We start from the raw sequence: 19235 nt of genomic DNA on the forward strand, positions 1-19235 counted from the left end.
CCTTGGACCACTGGTCATCTGTCACGGCTTTAATGAAGTTGCATAGATTACAATAGTGAGAAGGAGGTAGTTTGCAATGAAAATCATGAGCACAAGTAAATTAGCCAAAGAAAAGGTACAAAAAATTCAAGCTGGATTTTCCGCTTTCGCTGAAACCCACGAAGTAACTGACCTCATTCGAAAAGAAATTAAAAGCATGGGTCTTGATGTCATTGAAGAAAAAACCGAACACGGATCCTGGTTTATTCCTAAAAAAAGAGCGTGACACAGCTGATTATCAGCTGTGTCCGCTCTTTCTTTCACTTTATAACGTACATATTTGCCATAATAAGGCTGTATTATATCACAAACTAGGTTACTCCGACTCAGTACATATCTGATCCAGCTCTTCAAGGAGGCGTTCCGCTTCCTCCCAGGAATATACAGTTGCACCGGAGGCCATGGGGTGTCCTCCGCCATTGTAGCGTGCAGCAAGGTCATTAATAACCGGTCCCTTAGAACGAAGACGAACACGAATCTCCTCCTCTTCTTCTACAAAGAACACCCATGCCTTCACATCTTTTAACGTCGAAAAAGAATTGACGATGCTTGCCGTCATCCCTGCATCCACTTTGTACTCTTTTAAAATCTCTGCCGGAAGCTTAATAAAAGCAGCCCCGGACGGTTTCAATTCAACCTGTGAGAGAACGTAGCCTTCCATACGTACAAGGTCGATGTTTTTTTCGTACATGGCATTGTACAGCTCCGGACGTGAAAAATCCCCTTCAATCAGCTTCCCTGCCCAGTAAAACGTTCGTTTTGTTGTGTTCGGATGACGAAAACGTCCTGTATCACCAACGATACCGGCATACAACAGCCGACTCGCTTCATCACTGAGTACGGCACCGTCCTCCTGCCATACTCCGTACAGCTCACAAATCATTTCTGATGTAGAGCTTGCTGTGATATCCACCCAGGATAAATCGCCGTACACATCCACTTCAGGATGATGGTCGATCTTAATCAGGAATTCTCCCAGCTCATAGCGCTGATCGTCAACCCGGGGCAAATTAGCAGTATCACAGACAATAACAAGTGCCCCTTTGTAGTCATCGTCTTTAATTTTGTCCATCCCGGCAAGGTAAGTAAACTCACTGTCATCATCTCCTGCCAGCAATACTCTTTTTTCCGGGAAGTTACTTATGATCAATTCTTTCAAACCCGACTGTGAACCGACCGCATCAGGGTCCGGTCTGACATGTCTATGTATAATAATCGTATGATACTTTTTTATTTTTTCAATAATCTTCTGTTTCATATTCGCTGCTCCAATCTGCAAATGAAGTGATTAGCTTAAGATTAGCTTACTTCGAGAGATTATACAATGCTGTGAACAGCCTTGATATCCCTTTAGTATATGTGCTATTTTTACTAAGAAAGAGTACGTGAATTTACAGCCGGCTCAACAGCTGTCTGATAAAGGAGATTTTTTATATGCTTATCCCGATTATCATCGTCGTTTCCTTCGTATTGTTTGTCTACTTTAAAGTTCAGCAGATGAAAGCACGAGGCCCTATGGAAAGTAAATGGTATTCCTCCAAATCAAGTATTGCTGTTGGTGTGGCTATCGGTACGTTTGGTCTTAATGCCATGATCAACCTTGGTACAACAGTAGCGACTGCTATTGGAGTGATCTTTATTATCTATGGTGGTATCAATGTCTTTTTTGGTATTCGTAACTATCGCGCCTTCCTGCCATATGCCAGAAAGGAAGCAGAAGAAATAAGAAAGCATGAATCGAAGGAACAGCCTGCTAAATAAACAAAAAAGATGGGGGTCTCCAACATGTTTTGGAGACCCCCTCTTTTTATTTCGTAAAAATGATACTGTTAACAACAATATATTACGCTACAGGCGGACGCTTTCCGCGGGCGGTTCTGGAACCTCCTCAACATGCTGCTTCTTCCACTGCGAGCCAGGCTCTGAAGTTTAATGCGTCGAAGCAACTCGATAATTATTGGTGATGTATACGCTCGTCGCTGTAGTCGCCGCCTTTCGCTCCATTTTTATCTTATATAACTTATCCAAATTGAAAAACTGACAAAAATCAAGAAGAAGACCTTCTCACAGCCGCATGAGAGGGTCTTCATTATTTTTGGCACTCGTTTTTTGGTAATAGGTTCAAAACCTTGAGGTGATTCCATCAAGCCGCTAATTCAGTGACATGTCTCCTTCTTTTTTCTAAACATTTTCCGCAGATACTGACTGATCAAAATCAGCGGTCAATAAGCTGGGCCATGAGCATGGCTTTCCCGACAATCTGGTTTTCGTGAAAAATTTCAACGTCCACCTTTCCAAATTTCCGTCCTACTTCAAGAACTCGGGGACAGACCTTCATTTCACTGTCGATCTGCACAGGTTTAATAAAGAAAAGAGTAATATTCTCAACCACAAGGTCGCCTTTTTTATATTTTCTCAGCGCCCGGCTTCCTGCTTCTGTCACAATAGTTGTCATAACGCCATAGGAAATGGTTCCGAGATGATTAGTCATCTGCGGGGTTACTTCAAGCCGGTACACATGTTCCTGCGGTGTAGAAACGTCCTCAAAATGACGTGTTACAAGATCTTCAATTGTTTCTCCGACCTGAGGCTGCCTTTGAATCATCTGAAGAGCCTTAAGAACGTCCTGGCGGCTGATCACCCCAAGAAGTCTCCGTCCCGAATCCGTTACAGGTAAAAGCTCAATCCCTTCCCAAACCATCCGGTGGGCAGCTGATGCGACAGACGTTTTCGATGTTACTGCAATTGGCTGCTTAGTCATTACTTTTTCAATTTCTACAAAAGGGCTTACTCCCATCACATCTTTGGCTGTGACCATGCCGAGAAGCTTCCCGTCCACTTCGTCAATAACGGGGTAACGGCTGTGGCTTGTCCGTTTATTCAGCTCATGCCACTTCTCTACCGTATGGCCATTGGTCATCAAGTATGTCTTATCAAAAGGTATGAGGATATCCTCAACCATCAGAATTTCTTTTTTAATAAGCTGGTCATAGATTGCACGGTTGATCATTGCAGCTACCGTAAAGGTATCATACGTAGTAGAGATGATCGGAAGTTCAAGTCTGTCTGCCAGTGCCTTCACTTCATCATTTGTATCGAACCCACCCGTAATAAGGACAGCAGCCCCTGATTCCAGTGCCATTTTGTGTACTTGTTCCCGGTTACCGACGATAAGAAGGTTCTCAGGTTCAACGTAACGCATCATGGCTTCTGCCTTCATGGCACCGATAACAAACTTGCTAAGTGTTTTATAAAGACCGTTTCTGCCTCCAAGAACTTGTCCATCGACTATGTTGATCACTTCAGCAAAAGTCAGCTTTTCAATATTTTCTTTTTGTTTCTTTTCTATTCTGATTGTGCCTACCCGCTCAATTGTACTTACAATGCCTTGATTTTCAGCGTCTTTAATCGCTCTGTAAGCTGTTCCCTCGCTCACCTGGAGGGCTTTGGCAACCTGCCTGACTGAGATTTTACTCCCCACATCCAGAGACCGGATATGCTGGAGGATCTGTTCGTGTTTTGTCATACCGCTATCCACCCCGAAAGAGCTGTTTCACTCTTATTTAGTAATCTGTACTAATACAAGTATACTCCGCCAGCTCTGGGGTTTCAAGGATATTAGGATGTTCCGCGCAGTTTTTTCCTGCCCCTGTTCTGATTCCTGCTTCCATAGGGAACAGCCTCTTCTTTACCATCGCTCCGCTCTTTGTCCCGTGCTGTAAGCCATCCGTATACATTCCCTCCGAGAACAATAAGAGCAAAACCCAGCCAGGCATAGGCAAAATAGACAGCAAGCCCTTCCCCTGCGAAAGGAAGTCTCGGCAATGCCAGATATAAGAGTAGGAAAGTCAGTAAAACACACAAAAATAATCTCGAACTTTTCATTGTCGATCACCTCTGGTGTTAGTTTATGACTTGTCTTATAAGTAAAGAACCGTAAATGAAGGTGCCAAAAAGGGGCGGGCAGACAAAATGCAGTAGATTTTCAGAAAAGAGGCTGGGACAGAAGTGTTTTAATCAACGAGAATCCAAACGAATAAAAGCGGCGCTGATAAATCGCTCCTGAAATATACTTCGATTTCCGCGGGAAGCGGGTTACCCTCCCCCAGCATACCTGCTTCTTCCTCTGCCAGCTGACCTTTGCAGCTGGCTGCGTCGAAGCAACTAGTCGCATTTTCATGAAGTAAACGCTCGTCACTGCGGGAGCTCACCTTTGCTTTTCATCGAAGGTACTGTAAAAGTTCGATTTTTAACTTTTTCCAGTGTCTTCTAAGCAATGAACGTAACGGTTGCATTTTTTAAAAGCCTGGTATGAGTGGGTTTCTCGTATCAGGCGCGCAACCGCTGAAGCCATTGCCACTCAAATAAAAGCCACTGAAAAAGTTGTTTTGTACTTTTTCAGTGCCTTCTTTTCATCCCGCAGGAGTCTACGTATAGTTCATCCGCTTTGCTCGCGTAATGTTCGGATTCTCAGTTAAATTCTTCCTTTATTCCCCAACCTCAGATTGGCGAAAAACCTACGAATTTTATGAGCGGGAGTTTCTCGCTTCTTTGAAAGAAGTTATATATAAAATGCAAAGTTGTTTCACAAACCTTCTCGGTTCTATGAAAAGGTGATGCAGTCGAAAACTCCTGAGGGAGCAGATGCCAGGCAAGACGCCCCAGAGCTCGAGGAGGCTGGCCGGCACCTCAGAAAGCGAAGGACATGGAGGCGGCACCAACACTTTCCATCATCAGGTAAACGAGAAAAAATTTTTTTCAAAAGACTGAGGGACTCATAGCCCCAGCTTATGAGTCCCTCCCCTATTATACTTATACTTCTACTTCATCTCCCGGTTTCATTACGTGACCGGTGTCATTTCCCAGAGCTTCAGCAAATGATTTCGGATTCTGCTCGATAACCGGAAACGTATTGTAATGCATCGGCACTACCTTTTTTGCACCGATCCAATCCGCTGCTACAGCAGCATCATCCGGCCCCATTGTAAAATTGTCCCCAATTGGTAGAAATGCTACATCGATCCTGTATTTTTCAAGCAGTTTCATATCAGAGTAAAGGGCTGTATCCCCCGCATGATAAATGGTCTTACCTTCAGCGAAAAATAAGATTCCGCTCGGCATCCCTGTATAAATAATCTCCTGCTTCTCATCATCGGTATAGGCTGAACCATGAAAGGCCTGAGTAAGTTTTATACGTCCGAAATCAAACTCATGAGCGCCTCCGATGTGCATGGGATGTGTGTTGAGCCCCTGCCACCCGAGATAGGTTGCAAGCTCGAAAGGAGCTACAACAAGAGCATCATTTCGTTTTGCGATGTCGATGGTGTCACCTACGTGGTCATTGTGGCCGTGTGTAAGCAGAATGACATCCGCTTTCACTTTACCTGCATCAAGATCACACAGGTCATTACCTTTAATAAACGGATCAATCAAAATCGTTTTACCATTCGTTTCGATCTTCACTACAGAATGTCCATGAAAAGATAGTTTCAATTGTACTCACTCCCTTTATTTTATCTTTCGGCGTCATCAATTTTATACCCTTCTGCCCATACGTTCATGCGTTAATTTTTTCTGTGTTAAAATAGAGCAGAAATGTATTCTTGTTCAGGAGGTTTTCATGAAGAATCGATTAGAAAAACTTAAAAGCTGGATGAAGGCTAATGAAGCAGACGTTGTTATGCTTCAGACAAGAGCAAATGTCTTTTTCACAACCGGATTTGACACAGATCCTCATGAACGTCTGGTTGCATCATGTTTCTTTCTCGACCAGGACCCGTTAATTATCTGCCCCGGTATGGAAGTCAACCAGGTTGAGGGTATTTTTGGGAAAGGAGACGTTCTCGGTTACAGTGATACAGATAACCCATGGAAAATGATTGAAAAAGCCTGGAATGAACGTACATCTTCTGTAAAAAAGATTGCGGTCGAGCGAGGCCTGTCCTGGGAGCGGCTCAAAGCACTACAGTCTGCTTTTCCCCACGCTTCGTTTAAAGAAGTGGATGAGGCACTTGAATCAGCACGCCTGATTAAAGATGATGAAGAAGTTACATTGCTCAAGGAAGCCGCAGCTCTCGCTGATTTCGGAGTGAAAGCCGGAGTGTCTGCTTTACAAGAAGGCATCTCAGAAATGGAAGTACTGGCCTCCATTGAATATGAACTGAAAAAGAAAGGCGTACGGGAAATGGCATTTTCCACTATGGTACTGTTTGGCGAAAAAGCCGGAGATCCACACGGTAATCCGGGCAGCCGAAGACTCCAAAAAGGAGATGCTGTCCTGTTTGACCTCGGTGTCATCTGGAAAGGGTATGCATCAGACATCACCCGCACTGTTTTTTTCGACCACGTCAAAGAATCTGATCAGGCCATTTATGAAACAGTGTTAACGGCCCAGTCAAAAGCGCTCGCAATCTGCAAGCCCGGGACTGCAATTGGTGATCTTGATAAAGCAGCAAGAGGCTGGATCGAAGAAAAAGGATACAAGGATTTTTTCCCCCACCGCCTCGGACATGGTCTTGGCATTGAAGTTCACGAATTCCCTTCGATGCATGCCAAAAATACAGACCCGCTTCAAGAAGGGATGACCTTTACCATTGAACCGGGTATCTACCTGCCGAATCAGGCCGGTGTAAGAATTGAAGATGATGTGTATATCACCAAAGACGGATATGAAACGTTCACTAAATATCCAAAAGAGCTGCAGATTATCTCTTCTTCAGCTGAAGTTTAAAGACACCCTGAAAAAAGAATTAGGCAGAGTGCTAAAAAATATAGATTATGTGAGCTTAAAAATACCGTAAATCCGGGAGAATATGATTAACAGCAAATTTAAAAACCTTGGAAAATTCATTTCCAAGGTTTTTTACTATTTTTCCGATTCCCATTTCCACGTTTGAAAGCAACGGTCTTTGTCCACTCGTTTAATGACTACTTTTTTCACATTTCCATACTTGTGTGCCATCTTTTGAACTTCCTCATTGGAAAGCGTCGGCCGGGACAGGTCAAGAAAAGTAAGTATTTCTTCAAATGACTCTCGTGCTGCGTCTCCTCTTACAATCGTCGATCCTCTCTCGAATTCAAAATCCCGGGGATTCTCATACTCCCACTCGTAAAGGGTATCTTCTGTTTCAACCGTCACCTTTAATGAAGCATTGTTAGGCCACGGCATATCTGAATGGGCTGGAATCACTGCAAGCAGACTCAATAATATTACGATTACCGGCATCGTCATCACCTCCTACTCAGTTTGAGGCGGGGTGAATCTTTTTATACGCGTCAGTAATAAACAGGTCCGGTATTAGTGTTTAGCCGTTCATTAATATGTTTTACAGTCATCATTCCCTGAGCGCCGGAGACGGACAAACTGGAATACTTAGGATCATTGACCAGATCACCGATAGCATATACGTAAGGATCACTTGTCTGCCCCATCTGATCAGATTGGATACAGCCGTTTTCATCCATATCCACCTGCCCTTTCACAAGAGAACTGACCGGCTCAACGCCGATCCGGATAAGCAGAGCCTCCACGCTCAGAGAAAGTTCTTCCCCCTGACAGTTAACTCTAATCTGCTCTACCTGTCTGTCCCCAAGCACAGCCGTAACAGTTGAATGGGTTAAAACCTCAATATTCTCCCTGTTCAGCACTCTGTCCTGAAGAGCTTTTCTTGCTTTAAACCTGTCTGATCGATGGATCAGATACACTTTTCTGCTAAGCTCGGACAGAATATCAGCCCCCTCAAAGGCACGGTCGCCTCCCCCTGCAATTGCCACGACTTTATTTGCGAGCCTCCCCTTATCACGAACCGCCGAATAAACTTCATTTCTTTCAAGCATTTCTTTTTCTCCAGGAACGTTAAGGGAACGGGGGCGGGACCCTGTGGCAAGGATAAGAAAGGTGTAGGACACCGTCTCCTTCCCATCGTTTCTTACAAATGAGACAGTCTTATTCCCGCAATCGACGGACACCGCCTCACAGCCGGTTTTCACCTCACTTTTCACCATTGCCAGGTGATCTTCAAAATGCTTTTGAAGTTCTTTTCCGTTCTCTGCAACAATACCAGGGTAATCAATAATACGATTATGGATATGAGACAGCTGCCCGCCAATTCTGCTGTTTGATTCAAGAAGTACACTCGACAGTTCCAGACGTTTACACCAGATGGATGCTGCCACACCTGCAGGACCCCCGCCGACAATGACTACATCAACGTTCATCATATGCCCACCTCTCAAGTACGAACGCTTCAAACGCCAGCCAGTTATCGACTCTCGGCACATCAATCTGACGGTTATATGGATAATCCATTGCCACAACAGACCGCCCTTTTTCCTTGAACGCTTCTAAATGGTGAGGTGCATCGTCAAATAACAAATCACCAATGATCATATCCTTTCGCTGGGCAAAGATCATTCTGTCACGCCCCAGAAAAGGAAGGTTTTTTTCTACCCACTTCTCTTTTTCTGTATAGGCATATTTCCTGCTGCTCGTACAAATAAAGATATCAAACTGTTTATGAAGCCTTTCCAACACCTGAATGGCATTGTCCAGCGGTTCCAGGGATAAAAACAAACCAGGCTCGTCAAGATAGTCGTAGATTTTTTCCCCGCACTCTTCTTTAACGTATTTCTCAGAATCCCAGCACTCCAGCTTTGATACTGACAAATCATCATCGTAGTCTTTGTTATACCTGCGATGCCATTCCGTCATTAAATCACAAATCACTGAATCCATGTCAATAAGTAACGTTTTCACCAGACAACACTGCCTTTCACGTTGATCCGTTAATGCTGATAAGTTCATCCCTGTATTCCCAGATCACCCTGATTTCAGGATGGATCACACTGAGCAATGCAGCAACTGCAGAATCTTTTAAATAAACATGGGTGTATCCCTGCTCAAACATGCACTTTCCTACTTCCGCTGCAATTTCCTTTTCGTTTTTATTATGAATATTGATGTAAAAGACGGGATTATGCTTTATGAAATGAGGCTGTGTACCGTCAAGACTGATAAAACCGTCCCCTTCTTCAGCTTTCCCTTCTCCTGATTGCGCACGTGTATCCCACAGAGCCTTTTCATATTCATGATCCGGTTTTCCGGTCTCTGCTCCATGCCGTTTCCCGACAGCTTCGTTATTAATACGGTGCCGCTCCCACGGAAAGAAAATCCGGTAATCCGTATGTGCATAATTAAAGCAGATATAGTCCGGAGTCGAAGCCGATTTACTGTCCTTACAAACCACAAGAGTTGTTAACTCAACGCCCTCACCTTTAAGAAAGGCGGCAGAATCAATTAAGGTCTTCCCGGAGCCGGCAAAGTCCTCTACAAGTAATAAACGCTTCCCGTAAGGCTTAGCACCAAACCATTCAGCCTGACCGGTTTTCCGGTCATACGTTAAAAAAAAGTAGGGAAGTCCGGTCAAAAACGTAAGATGCATTCCTGCAAAACTTCCTCCACGGAGTAAAATAACCAGTCCATCGAATGCCTGCTCCCTGATTTCAGGAGCAAGAGTGTCCAATTTTTGAGAAATAGCATTATAGTTCAAATAGACATGATTTGTTTTTTGTTTCATTATTTCCTCTCCCGCTGTCTTCGTCCTTTATTCCTTGCAGATGCCAGCACTTTTCAACCATCCCCGCGATTTTGACCAAAGGTTTGTGGATTCTGAGGTCCTCACGATTAATGAGCAACCTTATGAAAGTTGCCTTTCCGGGCAGCAACCGCTCTTTCATCTCTTTATAAACAGAACTCGTCCCGTCCATATCAATCAGCCTGTCTATAACTTCCCTGCTTTTTGTAAAATAGCCCTCATATTCTTTTGAACAAAATCCGCAGTAATAGCAAAGAAGGGCGTAGCTGATTTTATACTCCGCATTATAAGGGTCCTTTTCCATCAACTCATAGATGATATCGAGACCTTGTTTGATGTAGCCCACGGCCCGTTCTCTATCCTCTGACAAATAGATGGAACCTAGTTTTATGCAGCTCAGGACTAGATCTTTTAACTTTTCTGCGTCCCCCTTAAATCGTACAACAAGGTCACTCATAATGGTATAGCCAGATAAGAACAGCCGGGTAGCACTCTTCAGGTCTCCTTGCGCTTCGTAAAAATTACCAAGGTGGAACTCAGAAACCCACACGTCTTTTAAATAAACAGGATGGTCAGGGTTTTGGTCCAGCAAACGTTTTTTCATTGATAAAGAGGTGTGGTAACAGTGGTCCGCTCGTTCATGGTTATCAAGCAGCCAGTAAGTCGTCCCAAGTTTATTCATCATTGTTGCTGCATCCCGGGTTACGACCGGATCCCCTTCATGTCTTTCATGTATGGTCCTGATCGTATCATAAGCTTTTTCATACAATCCTGCTGCAGCTTTAATATCCCCCTGCTCCAGTCTGACATCAGCCAGATTGACAGTAATCAACCAGTATCTGCGAACATCATGGAAATTCCATACTTCCATAGAACCTACCAGATCGTGTTGAAGGGCGTATGCTTTTTTGTAGGACTCGTTTGCTTCCTGCTGCCTCCCCAGGAGACGGTATGCTGCTCCCAATCTGTCGTAGCTGGCAGAAAGGAGAGTGGCTGAACCGTTATCACCAAAACCATGAATCTGCTCCCTGATGTGAAGGGCTTTTGAATAATTCTCCTTTATGAGACTCGTATTTCCGATGCTGTGATAAAGATCCCCGATCTCATCATAAACACTTGCCAACTCTTTTAAATATTCCTGATTGTCCGGATCCCGTTCAATAAGGCAGGATAAAGAACGTTCGATTTCCTTGAGAAATGTCCGCTGTTCCTCCACTGTAAGGATTCTTTGTAATGAAGCATACAGTCCTCCCGCAAACCTCAGGCATATTGTAAATTGAATGTTAAGACCCTGATGAAGAAAAGCAAGCACCATATTCAGCCTCTTTTTGTCCTGTGAAACAAACTCGCTTACCGTTTCATTTATGACAGACAACGCCGACTCAGAAAGGTCATTCGAGTAATAGACCGCCGCGTCTTCTATGTTTCCCGTTTGCAGCAGTTGGTATATGTACTCATATTCTTTTAAAGGGTCATTGTCAGGCAGCCCCTTAATATGGCCTGCCAGTTCCTTATGTAAACGGCTGACTTGTTTTTCTTCCTTAAGATATCGTTTTTTGATGGCTTCAAAGGTCTGCCGGTGATAGTAATTCCAGAATTGGAGGGTTCCTCTTTTGATTAGATGATTCCTCAAATAGCGCCTGATCATGGCAAACCTGACCTTCTCCCAGTTCTCGCCTGTTATCCGGGGAACAATCTTTTCAAGATCCTTCTCCCTCAGTCCTCCTCTTGATGCATAAATTAACGTCAGAATGCTCTCAGTCAATTTTTTTCCGAACTTTTTCTCCACTCTTGCCATTAACGAAGTATACAGAGAAGGGATATCACCACTCAGATTTGAAACAATGGTCAAAATCAACTTATGTAACTTCATATCCTCCGTTCCTTCGAACTCGGACAATTTGGTATAAGCACTTTTATCCAGGAGGATCAATTCGTCTAATGCAAGCTTCAGCCATAGTGGGTTTCCATATGAGTAGTCACCGTTATCTCTTTGGATACTAAGGAGCACTTTCATAACTTCCGGATGCAGATCTTTACCGTAAGCCTTGCATGAGCTTAAACAAAGGGTTTCTGCTTCCTGTCTCGTTAACGGTCCCAGCTCATAACGTATAAAACGATGGCGGCGGGATAACACTTTATGTTCTCTGAGAGCAGTCATAATCAGTCTGGCATTGTCCGGCCATAGATCAGGAAGCCATGTACTGTTCTTCAGTGTTTGGGATTGCTCCATTTCGTCCAATGCATCTACCAGAAGGATGACTTTCTTTTTTGACGAGGCCTCTTTGAGCAGATGAGAAAATGTACTTCTCACATCCTGAAACGATGCAAGTTCATCGGACACGTCTTCAGTCTGCAGAAACGTGCTCAACTCACTGATCCAACGCTTGAGCATTCTTTCGACTAAATGCGAGGAAGGATTAAAACTTGCGGCATGAAACAGGGGGAAAACTTCCCCCCTTTCTTTTAAAAGCATGTAATAATGCGAAAGAAGACTGCTCTTACCACTTCCTGATTCACCATGGATAATCGCTCCGATCTTCCCCCCGGAAGATTCTTCAATAACACGATCCATAAACAAAACAGGCTCTTCGCGGTAAACAAAGCGGTAATTTCTTTCTTCAATATAGTTATGTAATAGTGCAGCATCATTGTGCTGCCATAAACCGGACTGTTTCTCGCCCCTGTCAGGAGGGTATTCACGCTCAATTTCCGCCCACAGGTCATCGAGGACTTGATCTCCCCATTTTTTCAGACCTGTTACTTCCTCCTGTTCAGAGTCCCAGACCCCTTTATATCTTCTTATTCTTGCGGGCTCAACCTGGCTTGAAATCCTCTTCTTTAACTGAAGCAGCTTCCTGTAGTTCTCCCTGCTCTCTTCTCCCTCTCCATATTCATCGCTGTATACAGCCGCTGTCGTTGTATCCATCTGATCATACGGCAGAGGTTCCCTGAAGTAGTAAAACCCCCGGGTTTCATGTTCCTCCGCATTTAATAAACCGTATTCAATTTCAAGTGCTGTTACACTCTTGCCGAAGTAATCTTCATCATATTGAGCTTCCTGAGTTACCGCCTCGACTTGTTTCTGGTCAGGAACCCACCCGTAACGATCACCGAGAAGTACAATCAGAAACGGTCTCGACCGGTTAATTTCGGCAAGGCACACCTCAAGTATAAGCGACTCTTTCTCTCCCTGCTCATGTACATCAACAACATTAATCCCCCATCTCAAATCGATCGGCTCCAGGTATGTATGTCTTTCCTTCAGCTTTTCCTCCAATGCCGGGAAAACATAGTAGTGAAGGTAGTCACGTTCTGCCTGCATGTCCTTAAATGTACTTGAGATAAAAATCGGTCTTGAATTCCATTTTTTCATCCATGAAACATCCTTTTTTGGAAAATTCTCTTTATACATAATTATACTAAGTAAAAACAATCACGTAAAAGAAATTTACCGTTCTTACCAAAGGAAATTAAAAGAGGCCGACCCATAAGGCGGCTTTACCTTATACGTCGGCCATTAATGCACAATGAACCGATGTCACTTTCAAAAGTCCGTCACTAGTGTTTCTAATTAATTGAGACACCATTCTTTATGAACGTTATTTCTCTTTCTTTTTTTCAGACAGGTTCTTTTCCTGCAAAGGTTCTTCTGCAAGCTCTTCGTTATACGTTTCATGTTCCCGTGAGTGCTGGTAGTAGGAATCCATGAGCTGGTTATGGGCTGCCATTTCACCGTTGTTTTCATACACCCCGCCTGAAAGCTTGTTTTTCTTCGGCATTCATATACCCCCTTCCACTTGCGGTTAGTATTTGACAATTGTCTGTCATTTATGTTTAAAGGGCCCTTTTAGAGGTAACGGTTTGGTATAATATACTTATCCTGATAATACTGGAGGCGATTCAAATGGCGGTACGGTATACGAACATTCTTGTTGCAGTAGATGGATCTGATGAAGCAAAGCGTGCCTTGAAAAAAGCAAGTGTGATGGCAAAGGAGTACGGAAGCAATTTGTTCATCGCTCACATTATTGATACACGCACCTTTGCATCCGTGGACCATTACGACCGGACGATTGTAAAAGAAGCGGAAGAATACGCAAATAAGATGCTCGACTCCTATCAGAAACAGGTACAGGAAATGGGTGTGAAAAACGTCCGTCTCATTACTGATTATGGATCCCCGAAAGTAAAAATCACTAAGGATATTGCATCTAAGTATGAAATTGACCTGATTGTTACAGGTGCCACCGGACTAAACGCAGTAGAACGCTTTCTGATCGGAAGTGTATCAGAATATATCACCCGTCACGCAAAATGTGATGTGCTGATTGTAAGAAGTGAAGTCCCGGCATAGAATGGCTCGCTGAACAGTTAAAGGAATGAAAATAATGATTTTTACATTTGTATTTGATGAAAGACTGGATATTGAAGTCCCAAAGGTATACACAGCCTGGAACCATCTGGATGCTAGAACCCAGGAAGAGATTCTCACGAGGTGGGAGCGTTCAAGGGGACAGATACCTGACCGGATTAAAGAACTCGATCAGGAGATTGAAAAGAAACAACAGCTCTTGTACAACGAAGACGACTTTGAAAAGAGCTGCAGAATCAATGAAGACATTGCTGAACTTGCTTCAATCATAAACGACCTCTGGATCTGGTACAGATCAACAGAGGCCGTTACGATTACTTCATTGTAGAAAGCTTTTCAAGAAGGTGGCGCTTCTGATAAAACTGATGCGCCCCTTCTGCAATATGCTTTGTGAATTGATAGTTAAAGGCCGCACCGGAGAAGATGCCAAAAATCGGAAGTCCCTGTACAACTTTTTTTCTGAGGACGATTAGCAGGAACAGCTTCGTAATATTCTGGAGCGGCCGCTGCATCCATGCGTGAGACACAATATCCTCTTCCCCATCATAAAACAGCCACTCTTCATCGGCTGACTTTGCTTCTTTTTCAAGCTCATACCATACTTCCTGCTGGAGGTGCCTCGGGAGCGAAACCATATGAAAGACTTTCAGAACAAACATCATCTCATAAGGCTTTCTTAAATCATAACCGTACGTCATGGCAATCCGCTGAACCGTGCGCAGATTAATAGCGAGTACAAGAGGAAGATCCGCAAGGGTAAACAATAAACCACCCACACCGGTCAGACTCCCCTGTCCGAGTGAAATCAACCTCTGTTTGGCAAGCTGTTTTCTTGCTATAAACCGAAGCTGATCAATTGAAAGGCCCTTCATATCCCTTATTTCACGAATATCCTCATTAAAGACCCGTGCTTCAGTAAGAAGGTATTCAACCGTTTGTTTTTCATACCTCGTCTGATGAATCGCCGATTGCACATGAAACAGCACATTGTCTGTGATTGTCAGCAATTTGCCCCGCCATCGGGTGTCAACTGCAGCATAGGCCTGATTCATCCATTTATGGTATGTAAGAGAGATATCCGTACCCACCTCCTCAAAGTACGAGAGCTCCCACTCTTTTATTTCTTCCAGTACCTGCTCTTCTCTTGATCGGTTCATCGTATCAGCCTCACTTTACACGTGATCTGTTTTCATTTTCCGTTTAAACATGGGATGGTACTGCCATCCGTCCTCGCTTTGACCTTTGTTCATTTGAAGTGCGTTCAGTTTGGCATCAAGCTCTTCAATGGCATTAAAGAATATGGCTTCCGGCATTTTTCCTGAAACAGCACTTCCCATTCCTTTGTCTGCATCACCAAACTGACTCAGGATGCAGTGTTTCAATGCTACTACTTCCTCATTCTGAATGGAAAATCCTGCTTCAAAAGCCGCTTCATTGATCATTTCCACACTCATCACAAGGTGGCCCATAAGCTGCCCTTCGTCCGTGTATTCCGGTGTAATGGCATCATGGATCGTCCTCGTTTTGCCAATATCATGTAACAGGCAGGTTGTCAGCAGAAGATCTTTGTTAAGATGAGGATAAACAGCCAGCAGCTGAAGAGTACTGTGGCAGAGTGACACAACATGGTCCAGCAGCCCGGCATAATAGGCATGGTGCATGACCTTTGAGGCCGGCAGTGTCGTAAAGGCTTCCCGGATTTCTTTGTTTCCAAACAGCTTCCTGATAATAGCTCCGTAGACGTCATTTTGAATATCATCTATGACCATTCTCAGGTCCTGCCAAAGCTCTTCCCGTGATGTGGTAGACTTCTGCACAAGACTCTGGATATCGATGTTGTCTTCGTCGTTGGCAATTCTTACCCGGTTAATCTGCAGCTGTTTTTTCCCTCGGAAGTGTCGTACCGTTCCGTCAATTTTCAGGATTGTTTTTCTTTGTACGGCTGCTTTCTGCTGGTCATTGACGTCCCACATCTTAGATGGGATCGTACCTGTTTCATCTCCTAAAAGCAGGTCGATGTATTCATCACCGTTCGCAGCCACGCGGACTTCTCTTTCTTTAACGAGAAAAAAACCGACAAGGCGCTCACCTTCCTGCACGTTTGAAATCGTTCCCATTCCAGAGTTCCCCCTCGCATGCGTTTGTGCGCTTCTTTTATTATACTATTTCACGGCAGGATAAAAAGTAGTCGCTCTTATTTTTCTTAAGGTGTGAAGGATACTGTGGAGGTATTAATAAACATTGTTTTTTAAGACTTATGCAGTGGAGCTGTGACCCTCAGTATGTTAATTTCCGGCTTGAGGAGGCTTGCCGGCACGGCCACGGAAAACGAGGGCACATAGTCTACATCTTCATTTCCTTTGTTATATAGGAAGTGCGAATAGCGCCAATTATTAAAACATAAACCCATGTTAATATATTTACACCATGGTCCATGGAAATAGGGATTTGGTCTGTTTTTGAACAGGTTATTATTTATCCTGTAAATTACAACGCATTTTGCGGAGTTGACCGGAATATCGAGACTCCTGCGGAAGGGGAGCGTATTCCGGTCAACGAAGCTTTGAATATTGACGAAGGATTTAAAATGCCACAAAATGTGTTTTTCAAGGTGTCGTTAATAAAAAACAACCGGGACTCAGAGTCTCCGGTTGTTTTGAACATTATTGAGTTAAACGCACGGTGTCACGTGCAAGCATAACTTCTTCATTTGTAGGAATAACAATAACTTTGACAGGTGAGTGCGGATAGTTAATGAACGCTTCCTCACCACGTACTTTGTTAAGGGAAGGATCCCAGTAAACGCCCATAAATTCAAGGCCTTTAAGTACTGCAGCACGGATCGTATCACTGTTTTCACCAATTCCAGCTGTAAAGATGATCGCATCAAGACCGTGCATACGAGCAGCGTAGGAACCAATGTACTTGTGGATACGTGATGTAAAGACGTTCATAGCAAGTTCTGAGCGTTCGTTTCCTTCGTCTGCAGAAAGTTCAATGTCACGAAGGTCACTTGAGAATCCGGAAAGAGCAAGCATACCACTCTTCTTGTTCAGTACCTGAATAACTTCTTCAGCACCCATCCCTGTTTTCTCCATGATATATGGAATCAAAGCAGGGTCAATGTTACCGGAACGCGTTCCCATCGTTACACCTGCAAGAGGTGTGAATCCCATCGAGGTATCGATGGATTTACCGCCGTCAATAGCAGCAATACTTGCGCCATTTCCCAGGTGACAAGAAAGAAGGCGAAGCTGGTCCAGCGGGCGTCCGAGAATTTCTGATGCACGCTCAGATACATACTTATGGCTTGTACCATGGAAACCGTATTTACGGATACCGTACTTCTCATAGTACTCATAAGGCAAGCTGTAAAGGTAGGACTGCTTTGGCATTGTCTGATGGAACGCTGTATCAAAAACAGCAACAGCCGGTACGTTTGGCAGTACTTCTTTAAATGCACGGATTCCTACGAGGTTTGCAGGATTGTGAAGCGGTGCAAGCTCAGACACTTCTTCAATCCCTTTAATAACTTCATCTGTAATGACAACAGAATCGTTAAATTTCTCTCCCCCGTGCACGACACGGTGTCCAATCCCTTCAATTTCGTCAAGGGATGCAATAATGTTATTTGAAATGAGTTTATCAAGAAGAATTTTTACCGCTTGAGCGTGATCTTCAATGTCAAGAATGTCTTTTTCCTTTTCTCCATTTACTTCAATTGCAAATATAGAATCATTTAAACCAATTCGCTCAACCACACCTTTAGTAACAACTGTTTCTTCAGGCATTTCCAGCAGCTGAAACTTAAGGGATGAGCTTCCTGCATTAATCGCAATAATTTTTGACATAATCAAACCGCTCCTTCTTTTACCTTTGTCCCCAATAGTAAAGGACAAATGATGCTATGCAACGACGAAACGAGGTGTTTCTCTCATTTTGTCCTGTTGTTATATTTTCACCATCACATATTAAACCACTTAAAAGTAGAGAATGCAAGCCCCTGTACTACTAAATTTCACGAACAGGACTATAACACATTATATCCATGGAAGCAGACATAATGCGTGAACTGAGGTGACATCTGCTTTCATACTGTTTCCGTACAGGCGACTATTTATGAAACAACCTCTCCTACAGTGAAAATGAAGTTTTCATTACAAAAAAGTAAGCGTATTCCTTCTGTTTAATGTTCCTGATTTAAGTGGTCTGAAAACCAGTTATTGATGTTTTTTACCATATCGGCAAGAGCACTTTTATTCGTAAATGAAGGAAGTTCGGCGAGCAGTGCCTGCCTTGGTATCACAATCCCCTCTCCTTGCTTCCGGATCACGAAGAAGCTCTTAGCCTGTTGCTCGTTTTTAAACATGGACTTTGGCAGCTGGAGGAGGGAATAAATGATCGCTTCCTTCTTGAGGTATTTATGGAGCGCCTCCGCTTCTTCGCTTTCAAACAAAAAGTTAGGAATTAGGAAAAAGCAGAAACCACCCGGCTTCACGTGCTTCAAAATTTGTTCAATCATCAAATGATGAACAAATGAATGACCTTTTTTACTTTTCAGTTCAAACTCGGCTGCTTTTTTGTCGTCCGGATAAAAGCCGACAGGAAGGTCTGTCACCACAACGTCTACATTCTTAACGTAAGGTGTTGCAATACTGTCCTGGTGAAACAGATCCACATCTTTCTTTTGCATGTTTGCATTTACGTACGCAAGTTTAATGAGTGTTTCATCTGCATCGCCACCGACAGCATGAAAGTCTCTCTGAGCCTGATTCATGACCGCTGTAAGGAGATTTCCGGACCCTACAGCCGGATCCATAATCACGTGTGTCTTCTCTTTATCCTTTAAGACCTGTTCCACCAGATGTCCTGCAAACAGACTTACAGCATCCGGTGTCATGGCATGGTGAGGCTGAGTTGCCTCTTTCATCCCTTTTAATACGGCAAGCTGAAAGGCTTTTCGTATTTCCTCGGCTTTAAGGTCATCAAGAACAGGTGCTGATTTCAGATGCTCATTCAGTTCCCCTTGTTTTTCTTCGGGCAGAGTAAGGGTGGACTCTCCGCGTATAATTGACTCCCCCGCTTCAGCCAGTGCTTCGAGATATGGAAGGTCCGTAACTTCCTGTATTTTTTCCGCAGCCAGATCCAAGGCTGAGTAAAGTTTTTCTGTATTTGTTTCAATCATCATTCTCCACTCCTATCGTTCTTATCATTTCCATTTGTTCATT

The 19235-nt window shown here is 43.7% G+C and carries 19 protein-coding genes; 5 read left to right on the top strand and 14 right to left on the bottom strand.

Going from position 1 to position 19235, the window contains the following annotated elements; genetic code table 11:
• The first annotated feature begins 76 nt into the window (after positions 1 to 76).
• Positions 77 to 265, top strand: coding sequence for a YtzJ family protein (locus EBO34_RS10530; protein WP_122898016.1), 189 nt, complete (start codon positions 77 to 79; stop codon positions 263 to 265).
• A gap of 90 nt (positions 266 to 355) precedes the next feature.
• On the opposite strand, the gene EBO34_RS10535 is transcribed toward EBO34_RS10530, so the two are convergent.
• Positions 356 to 1297: a DHH family phosphoesterase gene (locus EBO34_RS10535; RefSeq protein WP_122898018.1), complete on the bottom strand. Its 942-nt coding sequence runs from the start codon at positions 1295 to 1297 to the stop codon at positions 356 to 358.
• Positions 1298 to 1473: 176 nt separating this feature from the next.
• Here EBO34_RS10535 and EBO34_RS10540 point away from each other — a divergent pair, with 176 nt between their 5' ends.
• Positions 1474 to 1800, top strand: a complete 327-nt coding sequence (locus tag EBO34_RS10540) for a YtpI family protein (protein WP_122898020.1) — start codon at positions 1474 to 1476, stop codon at positions 1798 to 1800.
• 454 nt (positions 1801 to 2254) lie between these two features.
• Here EBO34_RS10540 and EBO34_RS10545 read toward each other — a convergent pair whose 3' ends face one another.
• From EBO34_RS10545 to EBO34_RS10555, 3 genes are all read right to left on the bottom strand, one after another.
• Positions 2255 to 3565 carry a DRTGG domain-containing protein gene (locus tag EBO34_RS10545; protein ID WP_122898023.1) on the bottom strand — a complete coding sequence of 437 codons (1311 nt, stop codon included), beginning with the start codon at positions 3563 to 3565 and terminating at the stop codon, positions 2255 to 2257.
• 92 nt (positions 3566 to 3657) lie between these two features.
• Positions 3658 to 3924 carry a hypothetical protein gene (locus EBO34_RS10550; protein WP_122898025.1) on the bottom strand — a complete coding sequence of 89 codons (267 nt, stop codon included), beginning with the start codon at positions 3922 to 3924 and terminating at the stop codon, positions 3658 to 3660.
• A gap of 927 nt (positions 3925 to 4851) precedes the next feature.
• The gene (locus EBO34_RS10555) at positions 4852 to 5532 is read right to left on the bottom strand and encodes a metal-dependent hydrolase (RefSeq protein ID WP_122898027.1); all 681 of its coding nucleotides are present in this window, start codon (positions 5530 to 5532) and stop codon (positions 4852 to 4854) included.
• Positions 5533 to 5659: 127 nt separating this feature from the next.
• Here EBO34_RS10555 and EBO34_RS10560 point away from each other — a divergent pair, with 127 nt between their 5' ends.
• On the top strand, positions 5660 to 6769 hold the full coding sequence (locus tag EBO34_RS10560; RefSeq protein ID WP_122898029.1) for a M24 family metallopeptidase: 1110 nt from the start codon (positions 5660 to 5662) through the stop codon (positions 6767 to 6769).
• Between the two features lie 135 nt (positions 6770 to 6904).
• Here the strand turns inward: EBO34_RS10560 and EBO34_RS10565 are convergent, their stop codons facing one another.
• The 6 genes from EBO34_RS10565 to EBO34_RS10590 all read right to left on the bottom strand — a co-directional run bounded on the left by EBO34_RS10565 (position 6905) and on the right by EBO34_RS10590 (position 13414).
• Positions 6905 to 7264: a hypothetical protein gene (locus EBO34_RS10565; RefSeq protein WP_122898031.1), complete on the bottom strand. Its 360-nt coding sequence runs from the start codon at positions 7262 to 7264 to the stop codon at positions 6905 to 6907.
• 50 nt (positions 7265 to 7314) lie between these two features.
• A complete protein-coding gene (locus EBO34_RS10570; protein WP_183163814.1) occupies positions 7315 to 8256 on the bottom strand; it encodes an NAD(P)/FAD-dependent oxidoreductase in 942 nt (313 codons plus the stop codon).
• Entirely contained in the window at positions 8246 to 8794 is a 549-nt protein-coding gene (locus EBO34_RS10575; RefSeq protein ID WP_122898036.1) for a 5' nucleotidase, NT5C type, read from the bottom strand. Before EBO34_RS10575 ends, EBO34_RS10570 begins: the two co-directional genes overlap by 11 nt.
• 16 nt (positions 8795 to 8810) lie before the next feature.
• Positions 8811 to 9614 (bottom strand): phosphoribosyltransferase, encoded by an 804-nt coding sequence (locus tag EBO34_RS10580; RefSeq protein ID WP_122898038.1) that lies wholly within the window; start codon positions 9612 to 9614, stop codon positions 8811 to 8813.
• Positions 9577 to 13008 carry a DUF4062 domain-containing protein gene (locus EBO34_RS10585; RefSeq protein ID WP_183163815.1) on the bottom strand — a complete coding sequence of 1144 codons (3432 nt, stop codon included), beginning with the start codon at positions 13006 to 13008 and terminating at the stop codon, positions 9577 to 9579. Before EBO34_RS10585 ends, EBO34_RS10580 begins: the two co-directional genes overlap by 38 nt.
• Positions 13009 to 13234: 226 nt before the next feature.
• Positions 13235 to 13414, bottom strand: a complete 180-nt coding sequence (locus EBO34_RS10590) for a hypothetical protein (protein WP_122898042.1) — start codon at positions 13412 to 13414, stop codon at positions 13235 to 13237.
• Positions 13415 to 13539: 125 nt separating this feature from the next.
• Here EBO34_RS10590 and EBO34_RS10595 point away from each other — a divergent pair, with 125 nt between their 5' ends.
• The gene (locus tag EBO34_RS10595; RefSeq protein WP_122898044.1) at positions 13540 to 13989 is read left to right on the top strand and encodes a universal stress protein; all 450 of its coding nucleotides are present in this window, start codon (positions 13540 to 13542) and stop codon (positions 13987 to 13989) included.
• A gap of 34 nt (positions 13990 to 14023) precedes the next feature.
• A complete protein-coding gene (locus EBO34_RS10600) occupies positions 14024 to 14335 on the top strand; it encodes a hypothetical protein (RefSeq protein ID WP_122898046.1) in 312 nt (103 codons plus the stop codon).
• On the opposite strand, the gene EBO34_RS10605 is transcribed toward EBO34_RS10600, so the two are convergent.
• The 4 genes from EBO34_RS10605 to EBO34_RS10620 all read right to left on the bottom strand — a co-directional run bounded on the left by EBO34_RS10605 (position 14322) and on the right by EBO34_RS10620 (position 19192).
• Positions 14322 to 15164 carry an EcsC family protein gene (locus EBO34_RS10605; RefSeq protein WP_122898048.1) on the bottom strand — a complete coding sequence of 281 codons (843 nt, stop codon included), beginning with the start codon at positions 15162 to 15164 and terminating at the stop codon, positions 14322 to 14324. The two genes, EBO34_RS10600 and EBO34_RS10605, sit on opposite strands and share 14 nt — an antisense overlap.
• A gap of 15 nt (positions 15165 to 15179) precedes the next feature.
• The gene (locus EBO34_RS10610; RefSeq protein WP_122898050.1) at positions 15180 to 16124 is read right to left on the bottom strand and encodes a 3'-5' exoribonuclease YhaM family protein; all 945 of its coding nucleotides are present in this window, start codon (positions 16122 to 16124) and stop codon (positions 15180 to 15182) included.
• Positions 16125 to 16670: 546 nt separating this feature from the next.
• On the bottom strand, positions 16671 to 17858 hold the full coding sequence (locus tag EBO34_RS10615; RefSeq protein ID WP_122898052.1) for an acetate kinase: 1188 nt from the start codon (positions 17856 to 17858) through the stop codon (positions 16671 to 16673).
• 335 nt (positions 17859 to 18193) lie between these two features.
• Positions 18194 to 19192 (bottom strand): class I SAM-dependent methyltransferase, encoded by a 999-nt coding sequence (locus tag EBO34_RS10620; RefSeq protein WP_122898054.1) that lies wholly within the window; start codon positions 19190 to 19192, stop codon positions 18194 to 18196.
• Between the last annotated feature and the right edge of the window lie 43 nt (positions 19193 to 19235).

It is taken from the genome of Alteribacter keqinensis (genome assembly GCF_003710255.1).
Classification (GTDB): Bacteria; Bacillota; Bacilli; order Bacillales; family Salisediminibacteriaceae; genus Alteribacter; species Alteribacter keqinensis.

Coding starts and splice junctions, on each gene's coding strand:
- EBO34_RS10605 (WP_122898048.1), bottom strand. CDS start 15,164: ATGAACCGATCAAGAGAAGAGCAGGTACTGGAAGAAATAAAAGAGTGG.
- EBO34_RS10560 (WP_122898029.1), top strand. CDS start 5,660: ATGAAGAATCGATTAGAAAAACTTAAAAGCTGGATGAAGGCTAATGAA.
- EBO34_RS10610 (WP_122898050.1), bottom strand. CDS start 16,124: ATGGGAACGATTTCAAACGTGCAGGAAGGTGAGCGCCTTGTCGGTTTT.
- EBO34_RS10565 (WP_122898031.1), bottom strand. CDS start 7,264: ATGCCGGTAATCGTAATATTATTGAGTCTGCTTGCAGTGATTCCAGCC.
- EBO34_RS10540 (WP_122898020.1), top strand. CDS start 1,474: ATGCTTATCCCGATTATCATCGTCGTTTCCTTCGTATTGTTTGTCTAC.
- EBO34_RS10535 (WP_122898018.1), bottom strand. CDS start 1,297: ATGAAACAGAAGATTATTGAAAAAATAAAAAAGTATCATACGATTATT.
- EBO34_RS10530 (WP_122898016.1), top strand. CDS start 77: ATGAAAATCATGAGCACAAGTAAATTAGCCAAAGAAAAGGTACAAAAA.
- EBO34_RS10545 (WP_122898023.1), bottom strand. CDS start 3,565: ATGACAAAACACGAACAGATCCTCCAGCATATCCGGTCTCTGGATGTG.
- EBO34_RS10600 (WP_122898046.1), top strand. CDS start 14,024: ATGATTTTTACATTTGTATTTGATGAAAGACTGGATATTGAAGTCCCA.
- EBO34_RS10580 (WP_122898038.1), bottom strand. CDS start 9,614: ATGAAACAAAAAACAAATCATGTCTATTTGAACTATAATGCTATTTCT.
- EBO34_RS10550 (WP_122898025.1), bottom strand. CDS start 3,924: ATGAAAAGTTCGAGATTATTTTTGTGTGTTTTACTGACTTTCCTACTC.
- EBO34_RS10590 (WP_122898042.1), bottom strand. CDS start 13,414: ATGCCGAAGAAAAACAAGCTTTCAGGCGGGGTGTATGAAAACAACGGT.
- EBO34_RS10595 (WP_122898044.1), top strand. CDS start 13,540: ATGGCGGTACGGTATACGAACATTCTTGTTGCAGTAGATGGATCTGAT.
- EBO34_RS10620 (WP_122898054.1), bottom strand. CDS start 19,192: ATGATTGAAACAAATACAGAAAAACTTTACTCAGCCTTGGATCTGGCT.
- EBO34_RS10615 (WP_122898052.1), bottom strand. CDS start 17,858: ATGTCAAAAATTATTGCGATTAATGCAGGAAGCTCATCCCTTAAGTTT.
- EBO34_RS10570 (WP_183163814.1), bottom strand. CDS start 8,256: ATGAACGTTGATGTAGTCATTGTCGGCGGGGGTCCTGCAGGTGTGGCA.
- EBO34_RS10585 (WP_183163815.1), bottom strand. CDS start 13,008: ATGAAAAAATGGAATTCAAGACCGATTTTTATCTCAAGTACATTTAAG.